A 20,421-nucleotide genomic window follows, 5' to 3' on the forward strand; every position below is an offset into this window, starting at 1 on the left:
ATAGCAGGAAAAACCTGCTATTTCTTTACATTATAACGGTTTCACATTATCTACATTTTCATGCAATGCGAGAACTTCATCTGGTTTAGGTAGAACGTCCATATTGACTTGCTTGAGGTTCTCTTCACGAATACGGTTTGCAAGTATATGGTCATTGGTTTGCTCTGCAACGTGTAATGCCATAATGCGGTCATCAGGCTGGCATTCATCGTGGGCTAATAATAACTCAAACTGCATTTTAGCTTTTGCATATTCACTATTACGAGTGTAAATATAGCCTAAAGCTCTTGCATAATCATCGGTATATTTAACATCGGCTTTATCTGCACGTTTAGTTAATACTTTCACTAACTTGCTATCAGAAGCCACTTGCAGACGAGTTAATTGTAGGAATAATCCGTGTAATTGCTCATTTTCAAATTTTTTCAAGGTTTCTAACGCAATGTCTTCTGCAGATTGATGATCATCGCTATCAATTAAGCGTTTAATCACACCAACACGGCTATAAACAGATTTACGGCGGCGGTTTGGCTGATTTTCCCACCAAGTGAGTAAGCCTTCTTGACCTTCCTCTTGTAAGCGTTCATCTTGTAAACCATCATCAACAAACTGTTCTAATTCCGCATACTCTACAGGCGTTAAGAAATTACGTTGCCCTACTTCTGATAATAATCTATCTAACGCAATATAAGCTCTCGACTCTCTATAGATTTGAATGGCTAAGCGCAATACTTCATCATTGTGCGGAGCTAGCTCTAATAAGCTATCAATCGCTGTTCGAGCAGCAGGTAATTTACCTTGCTGTAATAAGATTTTGGTGCGAGCTAGCTCAACCGCAACATTATTTGGCCCTGCAATTTCAGTCGCTTTAATTAAGTATTTATTTGCCGCTAAATCATCACCATTTTGTTGAGCCGCTTCAGCCGCTTTAATCAGGTTCAGTACAGGTTCATCGGCGTGTTTTGCATTTTTACTAAATAATTTTTCTGCTTTAGAGTAGTTACCCTCACTCATACGCATTAAGCCTTCAAGGGTTTCTTGTTGAGCTTTTTTATGCTTGCGTGTTGAGAACCAGTTATAAGCACCGCTACTCATACGGCAAATTTTAGTGAAAATCCATTCAAGTAGATACACCACCGCCATCGCAACAACAAAGAACACCACAAGCATTACAATACTCATCTCGATAACTGTAGTTGCCGTTTCAATTCTGACGTAACCTTGATTACCTGAAATATAAGGCCCTGCAATTAAGCCTGCCAATAATAAAAGCATTAAAAAGAGCGTTCTAAACATAATTTAATTCCCCTTTTACTTATTATTGTGCAGAAGAAGTAGGCTGTTCAGACACTGCTTCTGGTTTAGCCTCTTCTGTTTCTGCCGGTTTCACAGGAGCTGTCTGCTCTTGCTTCACAGGTTCTGCTTCTTCCGTTTTTACAGGTTCTGTTTGCTCCAATTCTTTCTCAGCTTGAATTTCGACTTTCTCAATCTGCTGAGGTGCTTTATTAATTTGCTGAGATAGCACTTTCAAACTTTGTAATGAATCTGGAGCATCAACATAGATTGTTTGTTCTGCTAAATCATCAACTTCTTTTAAGAAATTTTGTACATTTTCATTTGAAGTATCGAAATAACTTCTTACCCAAGACCCCACTGTTTGCAGTGATTTTTTATAGAATTCACTTTGCTGGCGAGGAATTGCTAAAATTGCAACTTGTAAGCGTAAACGAATATTCTCACGCAAGTAAATCTCTTGGTTAGGTGCAACAAAGGCTTTTTCATCAGCAACGTTACGTTTAGATACACGAATAAAATGATCTAAGAACGAACTTGCACTTTTCTCTAGGTTTTTCTCCCAATCTGCAATTGAATCACTTACTTGACCCTCTGCAATTGCAGCTTGCGATTGTTCGCTTTCTAAAATCGGTAAATCATCTAATCGGTTAGTTAAATTCGCTACACGCTGCATTAGCGCATTTTGATCAATGTTGTTGATACTATTTAACGTATTTAAATCAGCCTTAATTGCTTCACGCACATTTGTTGCACTTGGTACTTGAGCTAAAACTTGATCAGCTTCTAACAACAGATTTTTTGCTGTATTAATATCATTATCCAATACCACTTTACGAGCAGCATTGTTTAACAAAAAATCAGCTTCTGATAATAACCAAAAGGTATTATCCGAATCTGATGTATTATTTAATTTTTGCAGTTGTAACTGTAAACCATTAATTTGCTGAGTGTAACTGCTTTGTGCGTTTTCAAGCTCTTTAATGCGGTCTAATGCTTTTTGATAATTAGTTGAAAGTTCTGCAATTTGTGCCTTTTCATTATCAAAGTTTGGCATTTCAACAGCGGTTTGATCAGGTGCTTGCTGATTTGCTTTAGCAGATAAGGCTTGAATTTGAGCTTCCACCTCATTAAATTTTTTATTCGCCATAAAATGACCTGCACCGCCCACTGCAAGTGCTACTAACAAGGCTAATAATGCTAAGCCTTTTCCGCCTGACTTCTGAACAATCACTTTTTCTTCAGTCACAACTTTTTCCTCTGTCGGGATTTTCTCTCTTAGTGGTACTTCTTTCTCAATAATTGGTTTTTCTTCAATAATAGGCTCGTTCAAAATATCTTCCTCAATCTCATTTTTTGCAAAAGATTGTGTAGAATCGACCGCTTGTTGGTTTTCTACTACAACCTCCTCGGTTGTATTTTCTACTTTTTCAGGTACTTTTCTTGACTTTGACATACTCGCCCACCTTAGTTAGATTTGTCAATTTTAAATAATAATGTATTAATCAACGTTATATTATCGGCTTTATCCGATATAAAAATTTTATCTGATTGCCACCCCATCTGCTTGGCAATTTTGCCAATACGCTGGCTTACTACCACAATATTACACTCAAATAGCCATTCTCGGCAATTTTCAGCTGTTTGTTCATAAAGGCTTTTTAAAATTTCACTACTGGTAATTATAATAGTATCTACGCCTAAACGCTTACAAACGCTGATTTTTTCTGGAATATCCACCGTAACAGGCTCTCTACGGTAGCACTCCAAATATTGAATGCTTGCCCCACGCAACATTGCCGTTTCAGCCAACAACTCACGCCCAGAATTTGCCCGCAAAATTAAAATCGTTTTATTGGTTAAATCTTGCATATCAGGCAACGCTAACACGCCTTCACTATTTTCTGATTCTAGCGGATAAATCACCGCTTGTTCAGCTTTTTCAGTAAAATATTTCGCCGTTCGTTGTCCTACCGCAAAATATTTTAAATCCGAACGAAAGTGAAATCCTGTATCTGTTAATGTTTTCACCGCATAATCTACCGCATTTGGCGAAACTACAAAAACATAATCGCCTGATTTAAGGAGAGATAACACAGAAGGCAATAATGGCAATTCGCTCCCTGCCTCAATCGTAAATAACGGCTGATGTACGGCAAAAATTTGTCGCTCATTGAGCATATCGACTAATTCTTGCCCCCGATTATCGGGGCGTGTTACAAGTACATTCATTTTATTTGATAGGATTTTCGCTATAAACTTCCGCTAAGATTTTATCTGCACCTTGTACAAGTAGCTGTTCTGCAACTGAAATACCTAGCTGCTCGGCATCATCTTTATGCCCTTTTGCAGAGGCACGAATAATCTGAGAGCCATCTAATGCGCCCACTAACGCATTTAGGGTAATTTCATCACCATCTAAGGTCGCATAACCACCAATCGGCACTTGGCAACCACCTTGTAATCGGGCATTCATTGCACGCTCTGCTATTACACAACAAGCGGTCGAATTATGATTTAATTTTGCAACATAATTAATCACACGCTCATCATTAATTCGAGTTTCAACCCCAACCGCACCTTGACCTGCTGCTGGTAACGATTGTTCAACTGAAATATAGCTAAGAATTCTCTCTTGCAATCCTAAACGAATTAACCCTGCAGAAGCTAAAATAATCGCATCGTATTCGCCGTTGTCTAATTTACTTAAACGTGTTCCCACGTTCCCGCGCAGTGATTTCACCTCTAAATGTGGATATTTTGCCATTAACTGACACTGACGGCGTAAACTTGATGTGCCGATAATTGCCCCTTCGGGTAAATCATCTAAGCTATCATATTGGTTGGAAACAAAAGCATCACGCGGATCTTCACGCTCGCAAATAACAGTCAAGCCTAACCCTTCAGGAAAGCTCATCGGTACATCTTTCATTGAATGCACGGCAATATCAGCTCTGTTTTCCAATAAAGCTAATTCTAACTCTTTAACAAATAAGCCTTTTCCGCCGATTTTTGCCAGCGGTGTATCTAAAATCACATCGCCTTTTGTTACCATAGTAACCAGTTCGACAGATAATTGAGGGAAATGTTTTTCTAACTCATCTTTTACAAAATTAGCTTGCCATAAAGCGAGTGGGCTTTGGCGAGTTGCAATGCGTAAAATATCTTTCATAAATTCTAAAACTAAAACAGCATAATAAATGATTTATCCTACCACTTTTTGGCTTAACTGCCAAAAATAATCGCTGTTTTCTGTTTGAGTTTAATCAAAAAGCCAGCTTTTTCTTCAAAATTTCTTACATTCCAATTTTTATATTTTTATAGCATATATATCACTTTTTAAAAGTTTGACACAAATCAAATTAAAGGTAAAACATTGCGAATTTTTAACGACAAAATAACTCTTTTGGGTAATAATTTCATCAGTTAAAAAAATTATCAAATTTTAAATTTATGAGGAAACACACTATGGCAAAAAGCACTCAACCATTTGATGCCCAAGCAGAAGTTAATTCACTTGTCGAAAAAGGCTTAAAAGCACTTGATGAGTTTAGAAAGCTCAATCAAGAGCAGGTCGATTTTATTGTTGCCAAAGCCTCTGTTGCTGCCCTTGATAAGCACGGTATTTTAGCAATGCACGCTTATGAAGAAACAAGACGTGGAGTCTTTGAAGACAAAGCAACTAAAAACCTGTTCGCCTGTGAGTATGTTGTCAATAATATGCGACATTTAAAAACAGCGGGGATAATCAGTGAAGATGATGTAACAGGCATTACTGAAATAGCCGACCCTGTCGGTGTTGTCTGCGGTATTACCCCCACCACTAACCCAACCTCCACTACTATTTTTAAAGCCTTAATCGCCCTCAAAACTCGTAATCCAATCGTTTTTGCTTTCCACCCATCAGCTCAACAATGCTCTGCTCACGCTGCTCAAATTGTGCGTGATGCTGCCGTTGCCGCAGGTGCTCCAGAACATTGCGTACAATGGATTACTCAACCTTCAATGGAAGGCACATCTGCTTTAATGAAACATTCAGGCATTGCAACCATCTTAGCAACAGGCGGGAATGCAATGGTTGAAGCAGCTTATTCTTGCGGTAAACCAGCGTTAGGCGTAGGGGCTGGTAACGTACCAGCTTATGTGGAAAAAACCGCAAAATTAAAACAAGCGGTGTATGACATTGTAATGTCTAAATCTTTCGACAACGGTATGATCTGTGCCTCTGAACAGGCAGCCATTGTAGATAAAGAAATCTACGCTGATTTCGTGAAAGAAATGCAATCTTACGGTGTTTATTTAGTAAATAAAAAAGAAAAAGCCTTACTTGAAAAATATATCTTCGGTGTGGATAAAGCTAAAGATGAAAACTGCTCAGGTGCCAAACTCAACTCTGCAGTTGTAGGTAAACCTGCAGCGTGGATTGCCGAACAAGCAGGCTTTAACGTGCCAGAAAAAACCAATATTCTATTAGCAGAATGTGCTTTTGTCGGCGAAGGCGAACCACTTACCCGTGAAAAACTTTCTCCAGTATTAGCACTGCTCAAATCAAACTCAACAGAACACGGCTTAGAGCTTTCTGAAGCAATGGTGAACTTTCACGGTTTAGGACACAGTGCGGCTATCCATACCGAAAATAAACAACTTGCCAAAACATTTGGCGAACGTGTGAAAGCAATTCGTGTTATTTGGAATTCGCCCTCAACCTTTGGTGGTATTGGCGATGTATATAATTCCTTCCTCCCATCTCTGACATTAGGTTGTGGATCTTACGGTAAAAACTCGGTGGGCAACAACGTCAGTGCAGTAAACTTAATCAACATCAAACGTGTGGGCAGACGGAGAAATAATATGCAGTGGTTTAAAGTGCCATCAAAAATCTACTTTGAGCGTGATTCCATTCAATATTTAAAATCAATGCACGATGTACATAAAGTGATGATCGTAACAGACCGTTCAATGGTCGATCTCGGCTTTGTGGATAGAATTACTGAACAACTCCGCCAACGCCGTAATCAAGTAATGATCCAACTCTTTACTGATGTTGAACCAAACCCAAGCCTACAAACAGTACAACGTGGTACAGAATTAATGCGTAGCTTCCAACCAGATACTATTATCGCATTAGGTGGTGGTTCACCGATGGACGCTGCGAAAATTATGTGGCTCTTCTATGAACAACCTGAAGTAGATTTCCGTGATTTAGTACAAAAATTTATGGATATTCGCAAACGTGCATTCAAATTCCCACAATTAGGCAGAAAAGCGAAATTTGTTGGTATTCCAACTACTTCTGGCACAGGCTCTGAAGTAACGCCATTTGCGGTAATTACTGATGGCGATATTAAATATCCGTTAGCCGACTACTCTTTAACACCAACGATTGCGATTGTTGATCCAGCACTCGTGATGTCTGTACCATCGCACGTTGCCGCAGACACCGGCTTAGACGTTTTAACTCACGCCACAGAAGCCTACACTTCCATTTTAGCCAACGATTACACAGACGGATTAGCGTTACAAGCCATCAAATTAGTGTTTGAAAACTTAGAGAAATCCGTCAAAGAGTTTGACGAAACCGCCCGTGAAAAAATGCACAATGCTTCAACAATGGCTGGTATGGCATTTGCTAACGCATTCTTGGGTATTTGCCACTCAATGGCACATAAAATTGGTGGTAAATTCCACACTATTCACGGCAGAACCAATGCGATTTTACTACCACACGTTATTCGCTATAACGGCACACGCCCAACTAAAGTGGCAACTTGGCCGAAATATACTAATTACGTTGCGGATATTCGTTTCCAAGATATCGCAAGAATGCTTGGCTTACCAGCCGAAACACCAGAACAAGCGGTGGAATCTTACGCTAAAGCGGTTCACGATTTAGCCGTACATTGTGGTGTGAAAATGTCATTGCGTGAGCAAGGAGTTGATGAGCAAGCCTTCTTAAAGGCTCGCCGTGAGCTTGCCTTACACGCATTTGAAGATCAATGCACACCAGCAAACCCACGCTTAGCAATGATTGAAGAGATGGAAGAAATTATGACGAAAGCCTACTACGGCAAGGAAAAATAATCTTTCATTATGATAAAAATGACCGCTTTACAAGCGGTCATTTTTGTTGAATTTTTTGCAAAAATAACAAACAAAAAGTGCAAAAATAATTAAAAATCTAACCGCTTGTAAACTATCGCCAGCCACCGCCAAGTGCTTTATACAAACTAATTAAATTTAACGCTTGTGAAAGCTGAGATTGAACAAGCTGCTGTTGATAATTCAGCACTGATGTTCTTGCTCTAATCGCCACATCTAAGGTTTTTTCGCCATATTTAAACAGACTTTGAGCATCGTTTGCCTGCTTTTGAGCCTGTTTTACCGCATTTTGCAATAACTGGCTTTGCTTACTTAAACTAGCTTGATGTTGATAAGCAGAATCTACCTCGCCAAGTGCTTTTAAGAGGCTATTGTCGTACTCAATCATCGCAGCCTGTAAGCGAGCATCTGAAGCATCAATATTGGCTTGAATTCTGCCATTAGTAAAAATTGGCAGCTTCACGCCAACACTGACTAAGTTCGCTAGAGCCGAAATCGGCGAGAGGTCATTATTGATTTTAATGTAGCCACCTTGCCCTAAGAACTGGATATCAAAACGTGGATAGAGATCTGCTTTCGCACTGGCTAACTTAGCCGCCATAGTCTCTACCTGACGGGCGTTTGCTCTGATATCAGGGCGGCGTTCAATCACTGTGCTTGGCATTTGTCCGCTTGGACTATCTGGAATTTTCGCTAACGGATTACCACTTTTCATAATGCGAAAACCTTGTGGCACAGAACCAATCAATACCGCAATATTGCGGGTAAGAGCATCAGCCTGTGATTGTAACGTTGATTGTTGAGCCTGCAATGCCGTGATTTGAGCTTTAATTTCACTGATTTCATAGGCAGTTGCCTGCCCTGCATTAAAGCGCCCTTGAATGTAGCGTTGTAACTCATTTAAAATGGCAACATTTTTACGCAGAATTTCTTGCTGCTGATCAATGGCATAAATTCGCAAATAATTTTCTGCAATGCCGCTGGAAACTAAAAGCTGAGCACCATAAACCTGTTCTTGGCGAGCTAATGCCCCTGCTCTTGCGGCATCAGCATCGCTACGTTTTTTGCCAAAAAAATCAGGCTCCCAAGAAGCGGAAATACCGCCTTGTACCGCTGCTACATCAGAGCGTTTTGGATCAAACAGCCCCGTATCCATATCCATCATACCAGCTCCCACAGAGCCACTTGCTCCAATGTTAATGCCTTTATCGGCTTCGGTATATTGGTTATTGGCTTGGGCTTCTGCTAAGCGAGCTTGGGCAAGTTTTATATCAAGGCTGTTCGCTAATCCTTGTTCAATCAAGGTGGTTAATTGCGGATCGTTCCAGTTTTTCCACCATTGTTGGATTTCACTTGCTCCTTTGGCGGCTTGGGTTTTATCAAACTCAAGTGGTACTTCAACGGACGATTGGGTATCGACGGTAATACTATTACAAGCGGTCAAAAAAGCGGTAAAAATTGCAATTGTTGATAATTTATAAAGGTTCATTATTTATCCTTGTTTAGAGAGCATAGATTTAAACTGCATTAAGGCGATGCCTAGAAAAACCGCCCCAATTAATGTCATTTTCACTAAGTGCAACCACACCAAATCCAGGCCTGCGTTGCGGAATAATACATCTTGAGCATAGCTCCCTAGAATTGTGGTAGGCGAAAATTGGGTTAATTGCTGTGCCAGTTGTGGCATATTTTCAAGTGGGGAATTTGCCCCTGAAAGCATATACATCACTAAGTAAATGGGAATGCAGAGCAAGCCAAATTGTGGCATTGTGGGGGCAAATACCGCCAATAAAATGCCGAGTGAAGCAATCGAAAACAGAAAAATGGCTACGCCTAAAATGAAAATCGCAATTTGCTGATTACTTATTGGTGCACCAAGAAAACCCGACACAATAAATTTTAGTGAGAATAAAGTAACAATTAACAGTATTAGGCTATTAGCAAGAATTTTGGATACCGCAATTTCACTTGAGCGAACAGGCATTACTAATAAATGTTCTATTGTGCCACGTTCTCTTTCTCGAATAACTGCTGAGCCTGAGAGCAACAAGGTTAATAAGGTAAGATTACCCACAATCTGCCCTGCTCCCATAAACCACGCACTATCATAATTGGGGTTATATAGCACGTTGATTGCTGTATTGAACGGAATAGGTAACTCTGTAGAGCCAACAAAACGCTGAATTTCTTGGTTAAAAATTTGGCTGATGTAATGAGCCCCTATATTTGCTTGCGTCATTGCTGTTGCATCAACTAACAACTGCACTTTTGGCTCTTTGCCAGCTAAGGTATCTCGTTGATAATTAGGCGGAATTTCAACAATAAAGGTATATTGCCCTACGTCCATTGCACGATCGACCGCTTGAGGCTCTATATCTTCCACCGTTTTAAAATAAGGGGGAATTAACGCATCTTTCAAACGGTAAGATAATGCTGAATGATCGTAGTTAATAATCCCCACCGAGCCATTTTTAACATCGGTCATTCCTTGTTTCGCAATAGTGATAATGGCAAAGGAAAACATATAGATAATTAGCAGAACCAACACCTTATCACTAAATAAACTTTTCAACTCTTTCAATGCGAGGAAACCAACATTTTTAAACCAACGGTTCATTTATTTCTCCTGTTTTTTCAACGCAAAAGTTGCTAATGCAAGGTAAACGGCGTAAATCGCCGCCAATGCCAAATAAGGTTGGAGGAAATCGGCAAAGCCAAGCCCTTTAGTAAAACCACCTAAGCTGATTTGCTGAAACCAAGCTCCCGGGAAGATCTTTGAAACCAGCTGCACATTTTCATCTAAGCGAGAAACAGGATACATCATTCCCGAAAAGTTAATAGTCGGCACAATAGAAATAATCGCGGCGGCAAAAATTGCCGCTACTTGCGATTTTACAAAACTAGAAACCAATAAACCAAAGCCTGTTGAAGCACAAATTGCCAATAACACACCTAAGAACATTGCGGTTATCGAGCCTTTAATCGGCACGCCAAACACAAAAATAGCCGCCAGCACCATAATCAAATAGCTGATAAATGAAAGAGCGATATAAGGAAGCTGTTTGCCCAACAAGAACTGAAATTGCGAAGCAGGTGAGCCGTAGAGGTTCATAATCGTTCCCATCTCTTTTTCTCTTACTACGCTAAGTGCGGTCATCATCGGTGGCACAAGCATCATTGCAAGCATAATAATGCCCGGTGTCATCGCAAACACGCTTTTAAAATCTTGGTTATAGATCATTCGAGGCTCTGTTACAGAAGGTATATTCGCACTAATGCCATTTTGTCTTAACATTTGCTGCATATATTGCCCAATAACACCCTGTGCAGAGCCTTGCAAATTCTCTGCAGTACTTGGAAATGCTCCATCAATAAATATTCCTACCTCAGGCATTCGTTGAGCTAATAGATCTCGCCCAAAATCAGAGGGAATTTCTAACACTAATTTTGCTTTACCCGTTTGTAGGCTAAGGTTTATATCATCTATCGAATAAATATTGTCTTGGCGAATAAAATAAGGCGAGCCAGCAAAGGCTTCAATCAATTTACGGCTTTCCGAGCTGTTATCGTTATCAAGCACGGTAAAATTTAGGGGTCTAATATCAAAAGAAATGCTCGACCCCATCGCCAACAGCATTATCAGAGGCCCAAGCAATGCAAATAATAAGCGTATATTGTCTCTTAATAGTTCTTTTCCTTCACGCACGGCAAAAGTCCAGATAACATTTAACCCATTTGCAAAAAATTGCGGATTTTTGACCGCTTGTAACGAGCTATTTTCTTGCTCTTCATTATCAACCGTTTCTTTCGAGGCGGCTACTTCATCATTTTGTTCTTCTAAATAGATAATGAAGGCTTCTTCGAGTGTTCTCGCCTTTTTGCCTAATCTTAATTCTTCAGGCGTCCCCACTCCCAGCACTTTTCCTCTGTGCATAAAAGAAATACGATCGCAACGAGCCGCTTCATTCATAAAGTGGGTAGTAACGAAAATGGTAATGCGATCTTCTCTGGAAAGTTTGATTAAATATTCCCAAAACATATCCCGAGCTGCAGGATCAACCCCAGAAGTCGGCTCATCTAAGATCAACACTTCAGGTTTATGCAAACAGGCTGCTGCAAGTTGTAAGCGTTGGCGAATACCAAGCGGCAAGGATAACGGTTTTTCGTTTGCTAAATCAGCAAGATCGAATTGGTGCATTACATTATTAACGTAATACGACCATTCGCTACGGGGAATTTGATACAATTTGGCGTGCAATTCAAGGTTTTCACGCACAGTTAGCTCTTCATAAAGTGAAAATGCCTGCGACATATATCCCACCCGTTTTCGGGTGTCGATATTGCTCGCATCAATCGGCTGACCAAGCAGTAATGCTGAGCCTTCAGTTGGCTCAAGCAAGCCAGTTAGCATTTTCATTGTGGTGGATTTTCCGCAGCCATTAGAGCCTAAAAAGCCAAAAATTTCGCCTTTAGGAATCACGAAACTCACATTATCTACCGAAACAAAATCGCCGAATTTTTTGGTTAATCCTTCTGCCACAATAACAGGTGGCTCATCTTTTAATGGCTCAAAAGGCGGGATAATCAAGCCATCTACTGCCCCTCGTTTTTCAGGTGGTAATAATTTGATATAGGCTTGTTCTAAATTTTGACTGTTTGTTTCAGCAATAACCGCTTGGGTGGGCTTATCAACAATTAACTTGCCATCGTCCATTGCCATTACATATTCAAAACCTTCTGCTTCGTCAATATAGGCAGTGGCGATGATAACCGTCATATCTGGTGTTTCAGCACGCAATTCTTCAACTAATTCCCAAAATTGACGGCGTGAAAGTGGATCAACCCCTGTTGTTGGCTCGTCTAAAATCAGTAATTCGGGGCTATGCACTAACGCACAGCAAAGACTGAGCTTTTGCTTCATTCCGCCTGAGAGTTTACCTGCGGCTCTATCGGCAAAGGGCAAAAGCCCCGTTGCTTTTAGCAGGCGATGAATGCGTGCTTTTCGCTGGCTTGGCGATAACCCGAACATTCGAGCGTGAAAATCAATATTTTCATAAATAGAAAGTGTAAGGTAGAGGTTTTTCCCTAACCCTTGCGGCATAAAAGCTACTTTATGGGTTAAGATATCTCGGTCTTTTGCTTTCGATACATCTAAACCAAATACCGAAATTTCTCCCTGCTGGAGAATTTTAACCCCAGCAATCAGCGACAGTAGCGTAGATTTACCCACACCATCAGGACCAATCAGCCCAACTGTTCTGCCTTTCGGAATTTCAAGCGAAACATTATCAACCGCCACCGTGTTTTTATAAGTATGGCGAAGATTGCTAATTTTAACCGCAAGTTCAGTCATCATTTATCGGCTCTCTGGCAGTTTTGCAGATAATGTTTCAGGCCAATCGACGCTGTGGTCATATTTCACATAGCCCATTGCGGTCATTCCACCCTTGAAAAAGCCAACATATTGTTGGGCGATGTCTTCTGGAATTTGGAGCTTCACTTTAAACATTAATTTTGTGCGTTCTTCCAATGTTTCCACCGATTTTGGCGTAAATTGGGCTTCACTCGCTACATAGCCGATATGTGCTGGGAAAACATAGTCTGTACCATCAATTTTAATGCGAGCTTCTTCGCCTATTTTGACATTATTTGATTGATGGGCAGGTAAAAATACATTTAAGTAAACATCTTTGGTATCCAGTAAACTGATAACTTTTGCCCCCATACCAACCACATTACCCACATCAACAATGCGGTACTCTACCCTACCTGCAATTGGCGATTTAATCATCATATCATCATTTTGTGAAGTGGCTTGATTGGCTGCCGCCTCTGCTTGACTAACATTTGCCTCTGCTTGAGAAATAACCGCTTGTGCTTGATTAACTGCCGCTTGAGCTTCCGCTCTCGCTGCTTTTGCGGTTTCTACTGCGGCTAAGGCAGCTTTATGAGCGGCTTGGCGACGCTCTAATTCACTTGCAGAAACTAAATTATCACGGCGTAATTTTCGTGCATTATCTACTTCTAATTTAGCAACAGAAGCTTGCTGTTGCTGGGCTGCCATTTCTGCCGAAGCACGTGCAACCGCTTCTTCTGCCCGTAATTTTTGAGCTTTTGCACTTTCTACTTGGGCTTTCGCTGCGGAAATTTGAGCTTCAGCAGAAGTTACCTGACTTTGCGATTGGGTTGAAGAAAAACGTACAAGCGGTTGATTTTTCTCAACATTTTGCCCTTCTTTAACTAAAATTTCTTCTACTTTCCCTGCATAAAGGGTTGCCACATCTAAGCGTTCTAATTCTAAACGCCCGTTCACAGCCACAACACCAGACAATTCCGTACGCTCATTCTGTATTTGATGCCACAAATAAGCCCCACCTGCAGCAAACACAATCAAAGTGGTAATGAGTAATTTCTTCATCTTTTATCCTTAAAATCTATCAACTGGTCTAAACTGTCATAAATGGCATTCTATAACCCAATCATTCTGATGACAACATAAACAATCTCTAAACGTCAGTCATTTCTTACTTTATCTAAAAATCAATAAGGCATAATTTTTACAAAAAGTTATAAGTTATACGATTTAATTATAGCTATAATTCAAAAAGCCAGTAAACTGCTCGCATTTATTTTTGTTCTTACCTTTCAATTAGGAAAACTTATGTCAATCACGATATTAGACGGCGGAATGAGCCGTGAATTAATGCGTCGTAATGCTCCGTTCCACCAGCCCGAATGGTCTGCTGCTGCGTTGTATGAAGGCCCACATTTTGTACAAGCTGTACACGAAGATTTTATTGCTCACGGAGCGGAAGTAATTACCACTGATAGCTACGCCGTTGTACCTTTTCACATTGGCGAGAAACGTTTTGCCGCTGATGGTAAAACTTTGGCTGATTTAGCAGGTCGCCTTGCTAAGCAAGCGGTCAAAAATTCGGGAAATTTTGCAACTCAAATTGCAGGTTCTCTCCCGCCAATGTTTGGTTCTTACCGAGCGGATCTGATTCAAATGGAACGTTTTGCAGAAATTGCTCAACCGTTAATTGATGGGCTTTCGCCTTATGTCGATATTTGGTTATGCGAAACCCAAAGTGCGATTATTGAGCCTGTTTCAATCAAAGCCTTATTGCCGAAAGATAATCGACCATTATGGGTTTCGTTCACCCTCATTGATGATGAGCCAACCACAGAGCCTAAATTACGCTCAGGCGAAACAGTAAAACAAGCCGTTGAAGAAATGGTTGAACTAGGCGTACAAGCGATTTTATTTAACTGCTGCCAACCTGAAGTAATTGGTGAAGCCTTAGATGTTACACAAAAAATCTTAGCTGAACGCAATGCAACGCATATCCGCACAGGGGCTTATGCTAATGCCTTTGCTCCACAGCCTAAAGATGCAACCGCAAACGATGGCTTAGACGAAGTTCGCAAAGATTTAGATCCAAACGCCTATTTAGCGTGGGCAAAAAAATGGACTGAACAAGGTGCAACAATTATCGGTGGCTGCTGCGGCATCGGCGTAGAATATATCGAAATGCTGGCAAAAAATTTAAAGTAAGGAATAGCAATGTCAAATAAAAAAATCGGATTAATTTCCCTTACTGCGCTTGTATTAAGCTCAATGATTGGCTCGGGCATTTTCAGCTTACCGCAAAATATGGCGGAAGTTGCGGGTGCAGAAGCCATTACCATTGGTTGGTTAATTACGGGTGTTGGTATCATCTTTTTAGGTTTATCGTTTTTCTTTATTTCTCGTCTTCGTCCTGATTTAGACGGCGGTATTTACACCTACGCACGAGAAGGTTTCGGCGAGTTAATGGGCTTTATGTCTGCTTGGGGCTATTGGTTATGTGCCACCATCGGTATTGTGGGCTATCTTACCGTCGCTTTTGAAGGTTTAGGCGTATTTACCGATAGCGAAAATACTGTGATTTTCGGGCAAGGCAATACTCTTGCTGCGTTCATCGGTTCATCAATTATTGTGTGGCTAGTGCACGCTTTAATTGCTGGCGGAATTAAAGAGGCGGCTTTCGTAAACCTGATTGCGACCTTTGTAAAAGTTGCTCCGCTTATTCTCTTTATCGGGCTAGGCGTTTGGTATTTTGATGTCGATTTATTCAATTCAGATGTGAAAGCCACTGCCTTGAATAACAGCGTAAGCGATCAAGTAAAAAGCACAATGCTGATTACCTTATGGGTATTTACTGGGGTGGAAGGAGCTTCTGTACTTTCTGCACACGCAAAAAAACGTTCTGATGTTGGCTTAGCAACGGTGTTAGGGATAATTATTGCCCTCGCACTTTATGTAGCAATTACGATTCTTTCTCTCGGTATTTTACCTCGTGAAACCATTGCGAATATGGCAAACCCATCAATGGGTCCATTACTTGATGCCATGATGGGGCCAACAGGTAAAGTAATTATTACCGCCTGTTTGATTGTTTCCGTGCTTGCTTCTTATATTAGCTGGACAATGTACTCCGCTGAAGTGCCTTATCGTGGTTCAAAAAACGGGGCATTCCCGAAAATTTTAGATAAATTGAACGAAAACGGGACACCAATTAACTCTCTTTGGTTTACCGGCTTTGTGGTGCAACTCTGCCTTGTGTTAGTTTTTGTGTTTGAGCAGAGCTATAACACTCTATTGTTGATTTCGACCTCAATGATTTTAATCCCTTACTTCTTAATCGGGGCTTATTTATTCAAGTTATCAATCCAAACTAATGCCGCTTGGTACATTAAACTCACAGGGTTTATGGCTGCAATTTATGGTTTATGGATTGTCTATGCCGCAGGGTTAGAATATTTACTGCTCTCGGTTGTGCTTTATGTGCCGGGTATCTTGCTATATCTCTACTCTAACTATAAATTCAACGGCAGATTAACGCTTTCAAACGCAGAAAAGGTGATTTTAATTATCTTACTCGTGATTTTTGGCTACGCTGTGATTGAATTACCAACACTATTAGCAGAAGGTTAAATGTGAAAAGACCGCTTTTACAAGCGGTCATTTTTTCGGATTTTTTGCAAAAACTTCGTTATAATTGCTAATTCTCACAACAACTAAAACAAGGAGGAAATATGCAAACCTACCAAAATAAAGCACTTTGCCGTGTACGCACCATCACATTATTTCTTAGTTTAACCAAAGATAAATCTCAATGGCAGCAAGCATTAAATTCAGCCAAAGCAGAATTTAACCTTCTCGTTCCTGCCATTCAAAAACAAGGCTATACCATTCAATCTATCCGCATTGTAACCAACAGTTTTGGGGAATATTTGGATTTAACCGATATTCAAACTGCTAAGCAAGATTTAGCCTACTTAAAGCATCTATTAAATCAATTAAGTGATAGCGGTTTACGTATTCGCTTTGCGATTGGCGAGGCAAAAACAGCTCAAGAATTAGCATTATTGCCTGAGCTTATTTTGAATTATGGCGATTTGTCTAATGCTTGTGTCAATGTTGAACTCGATGAATTTGGCATTTTAGATAATGATAAAATTTTACACTCTGCTCAAATTGTGAAACAAATTGCGGACATTACGCCGAGAGGTGAAGGCAACTTTAATTTTACCGTTAATTTTAATTGTAAGCCGTTTATTCCTTATTTTCCTGCCAGCTATCATTCAAGCGAGTTGCCAAATAGTTTCGTTATTGGATTGGAAACGCCTGATTTATTAGTCTCGGTGTTAAAAGAGCTGAATAAAACCCAACATAATGATTTCTATCACCAATGCTATGAGGTGATGTCAGAGGCTCTTCAATATCACGTTGATGAAGTATTAGCAGCAGTAAAATCTGTACAAAGCTCACTAAAATTTGAATTTGCAGGGATTGACAGCTCCGCTGCTCCGTCAAAAAACTGTGCCTCAATGACGGAAGTATATGAACTAATGGGCGTGCCTTTCTTCGGTGCAGCAGGCACGGTGGAAGCCTCCTCTTTATTAACGAAAGTGTTTAAATCTATCAAAAATGTACCGCTTGTAGGCTTTTCTGGCTTAATGCTTGCGGTTACAGAAGATTTAGGGCTTGCCGAAGGCACGCAAAAAGGGCAATTTGATATTAGAGCATTGCTCACATACAGTGCCGTATGTGGAATTGGCTTAGACACCGTTCCTATTCCGAGCGATGCTACTGTTGAACAAATTGCCTCATTAATGCGAGATACGGGAACAATGGCATTTAGGCTCAATAAACCGCTCACAGTGCGTTTATTCCCAATTCCGAATAAAAAAGCAGGAGATATTACCGAATTTGAAAGCGATGATTTATGTAACTGTAAAATTTTAGCCGTACCTTAACAGCCAGAAAGGCTGATGAACATAATTCATCAGCCTTTCGCTTTACTTCACTTTTAACTTTTTCCCCACCGTAATCTGATAGTTTTTCAAATTATTCAGCTCACTAATTTTTTGTGGGGTTGTACCGTAAGCTCTCGCAATGGAGTAAACCGTTTCGTCTTGTTGAACAATGTGGTAGCCATTATTTGAGATTTTAATCTCTTTTTTGGAAGAGGATTTTTCTTTTAGATTTTCTTTCTTTTTATCCGGCTTATTATCAGATTTGGTATTTTGCTCTTTCTTCTGTTCTCTTTGAGCCTCTCCCTTCACTTTTTTAGAATTAGTTTTAGAAGACTTCTCTTCTGCTTTAGCCTTTTCTTTCTGTTCTGATTTTTTACTTACATTTGATGAAGTTGAAAGCCCATTTTTAGCTCGATACGCCACTAATCCTTGATAAATCGCTCTGGCAACTTGTTTGCGATAATTCGTACTTGCTAATTTTGCTTCTTCGGTTGAGTTAGATAAAAACCCCGTTTCAACTAAGACAGACGGAATATCAGGCGAACGCAATACACTTAAACTTGCGTGTTGCGGGGTCGATTTTGCTAACGACATAATATTAGACATCTTCCCTAAAATGCTCTTCCCTAACTCATAACCTGTACGCTGAGAATGTGAAAACTGTAAATCCAACACTGTTTGGTTTAAGTAACGCTCTTTATTGCTGGCAAGTACGGCTCCTGCTCCACCAAGCAATTCCGATTGTTTTTCGTGATCTTCAAGCCATTTCCCCATTTCATCGCTGGCACGGCTGTTTGAAAGCACCCAAACAGAAGCCCCTTTTAAGGAATCCCCTCTGGGCGAAGAATCTGCGTGAATAGAAACTAAGAGATCCGCACGATGCTTACGGGCAATTTCCGTACGCTGTGGTAGTTGAATAAAATAGTCGCCTGAGCGTGTCATTACCGCTTTAAAGTTTGGGTCAGCATCTAATAAGGCTTTTAGCTCTTTGGAGATAGCAAGTGTTACATTTTTTTCTAAAATGCCTAAGTTTTTGCCAATAGCTCCGGGATCTTTCCCACCGTGTCCAGCATCAATAGCCACAATGGTTTTAGCAAAACTCGAAAAACTTAATACACTTAATGCACTAAAAACAATATATTGGATAACCTTCTTCATCACCTTCCCTACAAGCGGTCTATTTTTGATTAAAATTTACTAAAATATCTGTTGCGAACTGATTTTGTGGCACAACCGTAATTTGTCGCCCTTCATTCATATAATCGATTTGAATGATAAAATCAGCCTCTGGAATCATTCCCTCGCCTTTGCTTGCCCATTCAAGCAAACATAATGTTTGTGGTTTGAAATAATCACGAATGCCCATAAATTCTAGTTCTTCTGGATCAGCTAAGCGATATAAGTCAAAATGGTAAATATTAAAAGGGGCGAGATGGTACTCTTCCACTAACGTATAAGTGGGGCTTTTCACATTGCCTTGATGCCCAAACGCTCTCACAATAGCACGAGTTAAGGTGGTTTTACCTGCCCCTAACTCGCCATTGAGATAAATAACCAGAGAGTGCTTACTCTCTTGCAACAAATAGTTTTTAAGTTCTAACGCGAATGATTGACCAAATTCTAGTAATTTAGTTTCATCTTCGCAGTAAAAAGAGAGAGAATTTGTCATTATTTTTCGTCTAAATTAATAAAATGTTCCCGATAAAATTTTAATTCGTTGATGGATTCACGAATATCGTCCAACGCTAAATGGGTGTTCCCTTTACTGAATTTATCCAAAATCTCAGGCTTCCAGCGGCGAGCCAGCTCTTTTAAGGTACTCACATCTAAATGGCGATAGTGGAAATAATCCGCTAAATCAGGCATATATTTATAAAGGAAACGCTTATCCTGTGCAATACTGTTTCCACAAATGGGCGAACTTCCTTTTGGTACCCAACACTTTAAGAAATCAAGGGTTTGCAATTCTGCTGCACGCTCAGTCAGTTTACTCGCTTTTACACGCTCAATTAAGCCATTCGCAGTATGCGTTTTCACACACCAATCACTCATTTTGCCTAATAGCTCATCAGATTGATGAACCGCCAAAACAGGACCTTCCGCTAAAATATTCAGATCTTTATCCGTTACGATTGTTGCAATTTCAATAATACGCTCTTTTTCCGGATCTAACCCTGTCATTTCAAGATCGATCCAAATTAAATTTTGTGCATCTTGCCTCATTTTATTTCCTACTTTTAATTCAATTATTTTGTAAATTTTAGGGCATTTTTAACCGCTTGTGGTACAAATTGGTTAATATCGCCATTGTGTCGATAAATCTCTCTTACCATTGTAGAAGAAAGATAACGCCACTCTATCGAAGGCGGTAAGAAAATCGTTTCTAAATCGCCTGATAATTTGTAATTTAGTTGAGCCAGTTGAATTTCGTAGTCAATATCATCCGCTCCACGAATACCACGAATTAAGGCTTTTGCATTTTGTTCTTTCGCAAAATCGGCAAGTAAACCGCTAAAGCCAATCACCTCAATATTATCAAGCCCAAGACAGCTTTGTTTGACTAATTCAACACGCTCTTCCAACTCAAAAAGTGGTTGCTTACTTGGGTTTTTCGCCACCGCCACAATCACTTTTCCAAAAAGATTTGAAGCCTTGCGAATAATATCTAAATGCCCATTTGTAATAGGGTCAAAAGTCCCTGCATAAATAACGTTATAGCTCATT

The 20,421-nt window shown here is 40.1% G+C and carries 16 protein-coding genes; 4 read left to right on the top strand and 12 right to left on the bottom strand.

Features of this window, described 5'->3' with window-relative positions; all coding sequences use genetic code 11:
* Positions 1 to 30: 30 nt before the first annotated feature.
* The 4 genes from ACERCF_RS06355 to hemC are packed head-to-tail and all read right to left on the bottom strand — an operon-like array spanning position 31 to position 4,465.
* Positions 31 to 1,296 carry a heme biosynthesis protein HemY gene (locus tag ACERCF_RS06355; protein ID WP_373625019.1) on the bottom strand — a complete coding sequence of 422 codons (1,266 nt, stop codon included), beginning with the start codon at positions 1,294 to 1,296 and terminating at the stop codon, positions 31 to 33.
* Positions 1,297 to 1,318: 22 nt separating this feature from the next.
* Positions 1,319 to 2,749 carry a uroporphyrinogen-III C-methyltransferase gene (locus ACERCF_RS06360; protein ID WP_373625020.1) on the bottom strand — a complete coding sequence of 477 codons (1,431 nt, stop codon included), beginning with the start codon at positions 2,747 to 2,749 and terminating at the stop codon, positions 1,319 to 1,321.
* An 11-nt stretch (positions 2,750 to 2,760) separates the two neighbouring features.
* Positions 2,761 to 3,525, bottom strand: a complete 765-nt coding sequence (locus tag ACERCF_RS06365; RefSeq protein ID WP_373625021.1) for a uroporphyrinogen-III synthase — start codon at positions 3,523 to 3,525, stop codon at positions 2,761 to 2,763.
* A gap of 1 nt (position 3,526) precedes the next feature.
* Complete coding sequence (gene hemC / locus ACERCF_RS06370) at positions 3,527 to 4,465, bottom strand: hydroxymethylbilane synthase (protein ID WP_373625022.1); 939 nt, start codon at positions 4,463 to 4,465, stop codon at positions 3,527 to 3,529.
* A 296-nt stretch (positions 4,466 to 4,761) separates the two neighbouring features.
* Here hemC and adhE point away from each other — a divergent pair, with 296 nt between their 5' ends.
* A complete protein-coding gene (gene adhE, locus ACERCF_RS06375; protein ID WP_373625023.1) occupies positions 4,762 to 7,374 on the top strand; it encodes a bifunctional acetaldehyde-CoA/alcohol dehydrogenase in 2,613 nt (870 codons plus the stop codon).
* 112 nt (positions 7,375 to 7,486) lie between these two features.
* Here the strand turns inward: adhE and ACERCF_RS06380 are convergent, their stop codons facing one another.
* The 4 genes from ACERCF_RS06380 to ACERCF_RS06395 are packed head-to-tail and all read right to left on the bottom strand — an operon-like array spanning position 7,487 to position 13,810.
* On the bottom strand, positions 7,487 to 8,881 hold the full coding sequence (locus tag ACERCF_RS06380) for an efflux transporter outer membrane subunit (RefSeq protein ID WP_373625024.1): 1,395 nt from the start codon (positions 8,879 to 8,881) through the stop codon (positions 7,487 to 7,489).
* 3 nt (positions 8,882 to 8,884) lie between these two features.
* On the bottom strand, positions 8,885 to 10,009 hold the full coding sequence (locus ACERCF_RS06385) for an ABC transporter permease (RefSeq protein WP_373625025.1): 1,125 nt from the start codon (positions 10,007 to 10,009) through the stop codon (positions 8,885 to 8,887).
* The gene (gene rbbA, locus ACERCF_RS06390; protein ID WP_373625043.1) at positions 10,010 to 12,745 is read right to left on the bottom strand and encodes a ribosome-associated ATPase/putative transporter RbbA; all 2,736 of its coding nucleotides are present in this window, start codon (positions 12,743 to 12,745) and stop codon (positions 10,010 to 10,012) included.
* Positions 12,746 to 12,748: 3 nt separating this feature from the next.
* Complete coding sequence (locus ACERCF_RS06395) at positions 12,749 to 13,810, bottom strand: HlyD family secretion protein (protein ID WP_373625026.1); 1,062 nt, start codon at positions 13,808 to 13,810, stop codon at positions 12,749 to 12,751.
* A 243-nt stretch (positions 13,811 to 14,053) separates the two neighbouring features.
* Between ACERCF_RS06395 and ACERCF_RS06400 the strand changes: the two genes are divergently transcribed.
* The 3 genes from ACERCF_RS06400 to ACERCF_RS06410 all read left to right on the top strand — a co-directional run bounded on the left by ACERCF_RS06400 (position 14,054) and on the right by ACERCF_RS06410 (position 17,697).
* Positions 14,054 to 14,950, top strand: coding sequence for a homocysteine S-methyltransferase family protein (locus ACERCF_RS06400; protein WP_373611114.1), 897 nt, complete (start codon positions 14,054 to 14,056; stop codon positions 14,948 to 14,950).
* 9 nt (positions 14,951 to 14,959) lie between these two features.
* Entirely contained in the window at positions 14,960 to 16,372 is a 1,413-nt protein-coding gene (locus ACERCF_RS06405) for a basic amino acid/polyamine antiporter (RefSeq protein ID WP_373611115.1), read from the top strand.
* A 101-nt stretch (positions 16,373 to 16,473) separates the two neighbouring features.
* Positions 16,474 to 17,697: a DUF711 family protein gene (locus tag ACERCF_RS06410; protein ID WP_373611116.1), complete on the top strand. Its 1,224-nt coding sequence runs from the start codon at positions 16,474 to 16,476 to the stop codon at positions 17,695 to 17,697.
* 42 nt (positions 17,698 to 17,739) lie between these two features.
* On the opposite strand, the gene ACERCF_RS06415 is transcribed toward ACERCF_RS06410, so the two are convergent.
* Genes ACERCF_RS06415 through coaD form a run of 4 tightly spaced genes read right to left on the bottom strand, consistent with a single transcriptional unit; the run spans position 17,740 to position 20,420 of the window.
* Entirely contained in the window at positions 17,740 to 18,855 is a 1,116-nt protein-coding gene (locus ACERCF_RS06415; protein ID WP_373611117.1) for an N-acetylmuramoyl-L-alanine amidase, read from the bottom strand.
* Between the two features lie 19 nt (positions 18,856 to 18,874).
* Positions 18,875 to 19,366: a tRNA (adenosine(37)-N6)-threonylcarbamoyltransferase complex ATPase subunit type 1 TsaE gene (gene tsaE / locus ACERCF_RS06420; protein ID WP_373611118.1), complete on the bottom strand. Its 492-nt coding sequence runs from the start codon at positions 19,364 to 19,366 to the stop codon at positions 18,875 to 18,877.
* On the bottom strand, positions 19,366 to 19,920 hold the full coding sequence (gene orn / locus ACERCF_RS06425; protein ID WP_373611119.1) for an oligoribonuclease: 555 nt from the start codon (positions 19,918 to 19,920) through the stop codon (positions 19,366 to 19,368). The genes tsaE and orn overlap by 1 nt, the downstream gene beginning before the upstream one ends.
* A gap of 23 nt (positions 19,921 to 19,943) precedes the next feature.
* The gene (gene coaD, locus ACERCF_RS06430) at positions 19,944 to 20,420 is read right to left on the bottom strand and encodes a pantetheine-phosphate adenylyltransferase (protein WP_373625027.1); all 477 of its coding nucleotides are present in this window, start codon (positions 20,418 to 20,420) and stop codon (positions 19,944 to 19,946) included.
* Between the last annotated feature and the right edge of the window lies 1 nt (position 20,421).

Source organism: Mannheimia kashgarensis (assembly GCF_041807705.1).
Taxonomy (GTDB): Bacteria; Pseudomonadota; Gammaproteobacteria; order Enterobacterales; family Pasteurellaceae; genus Mannheimia.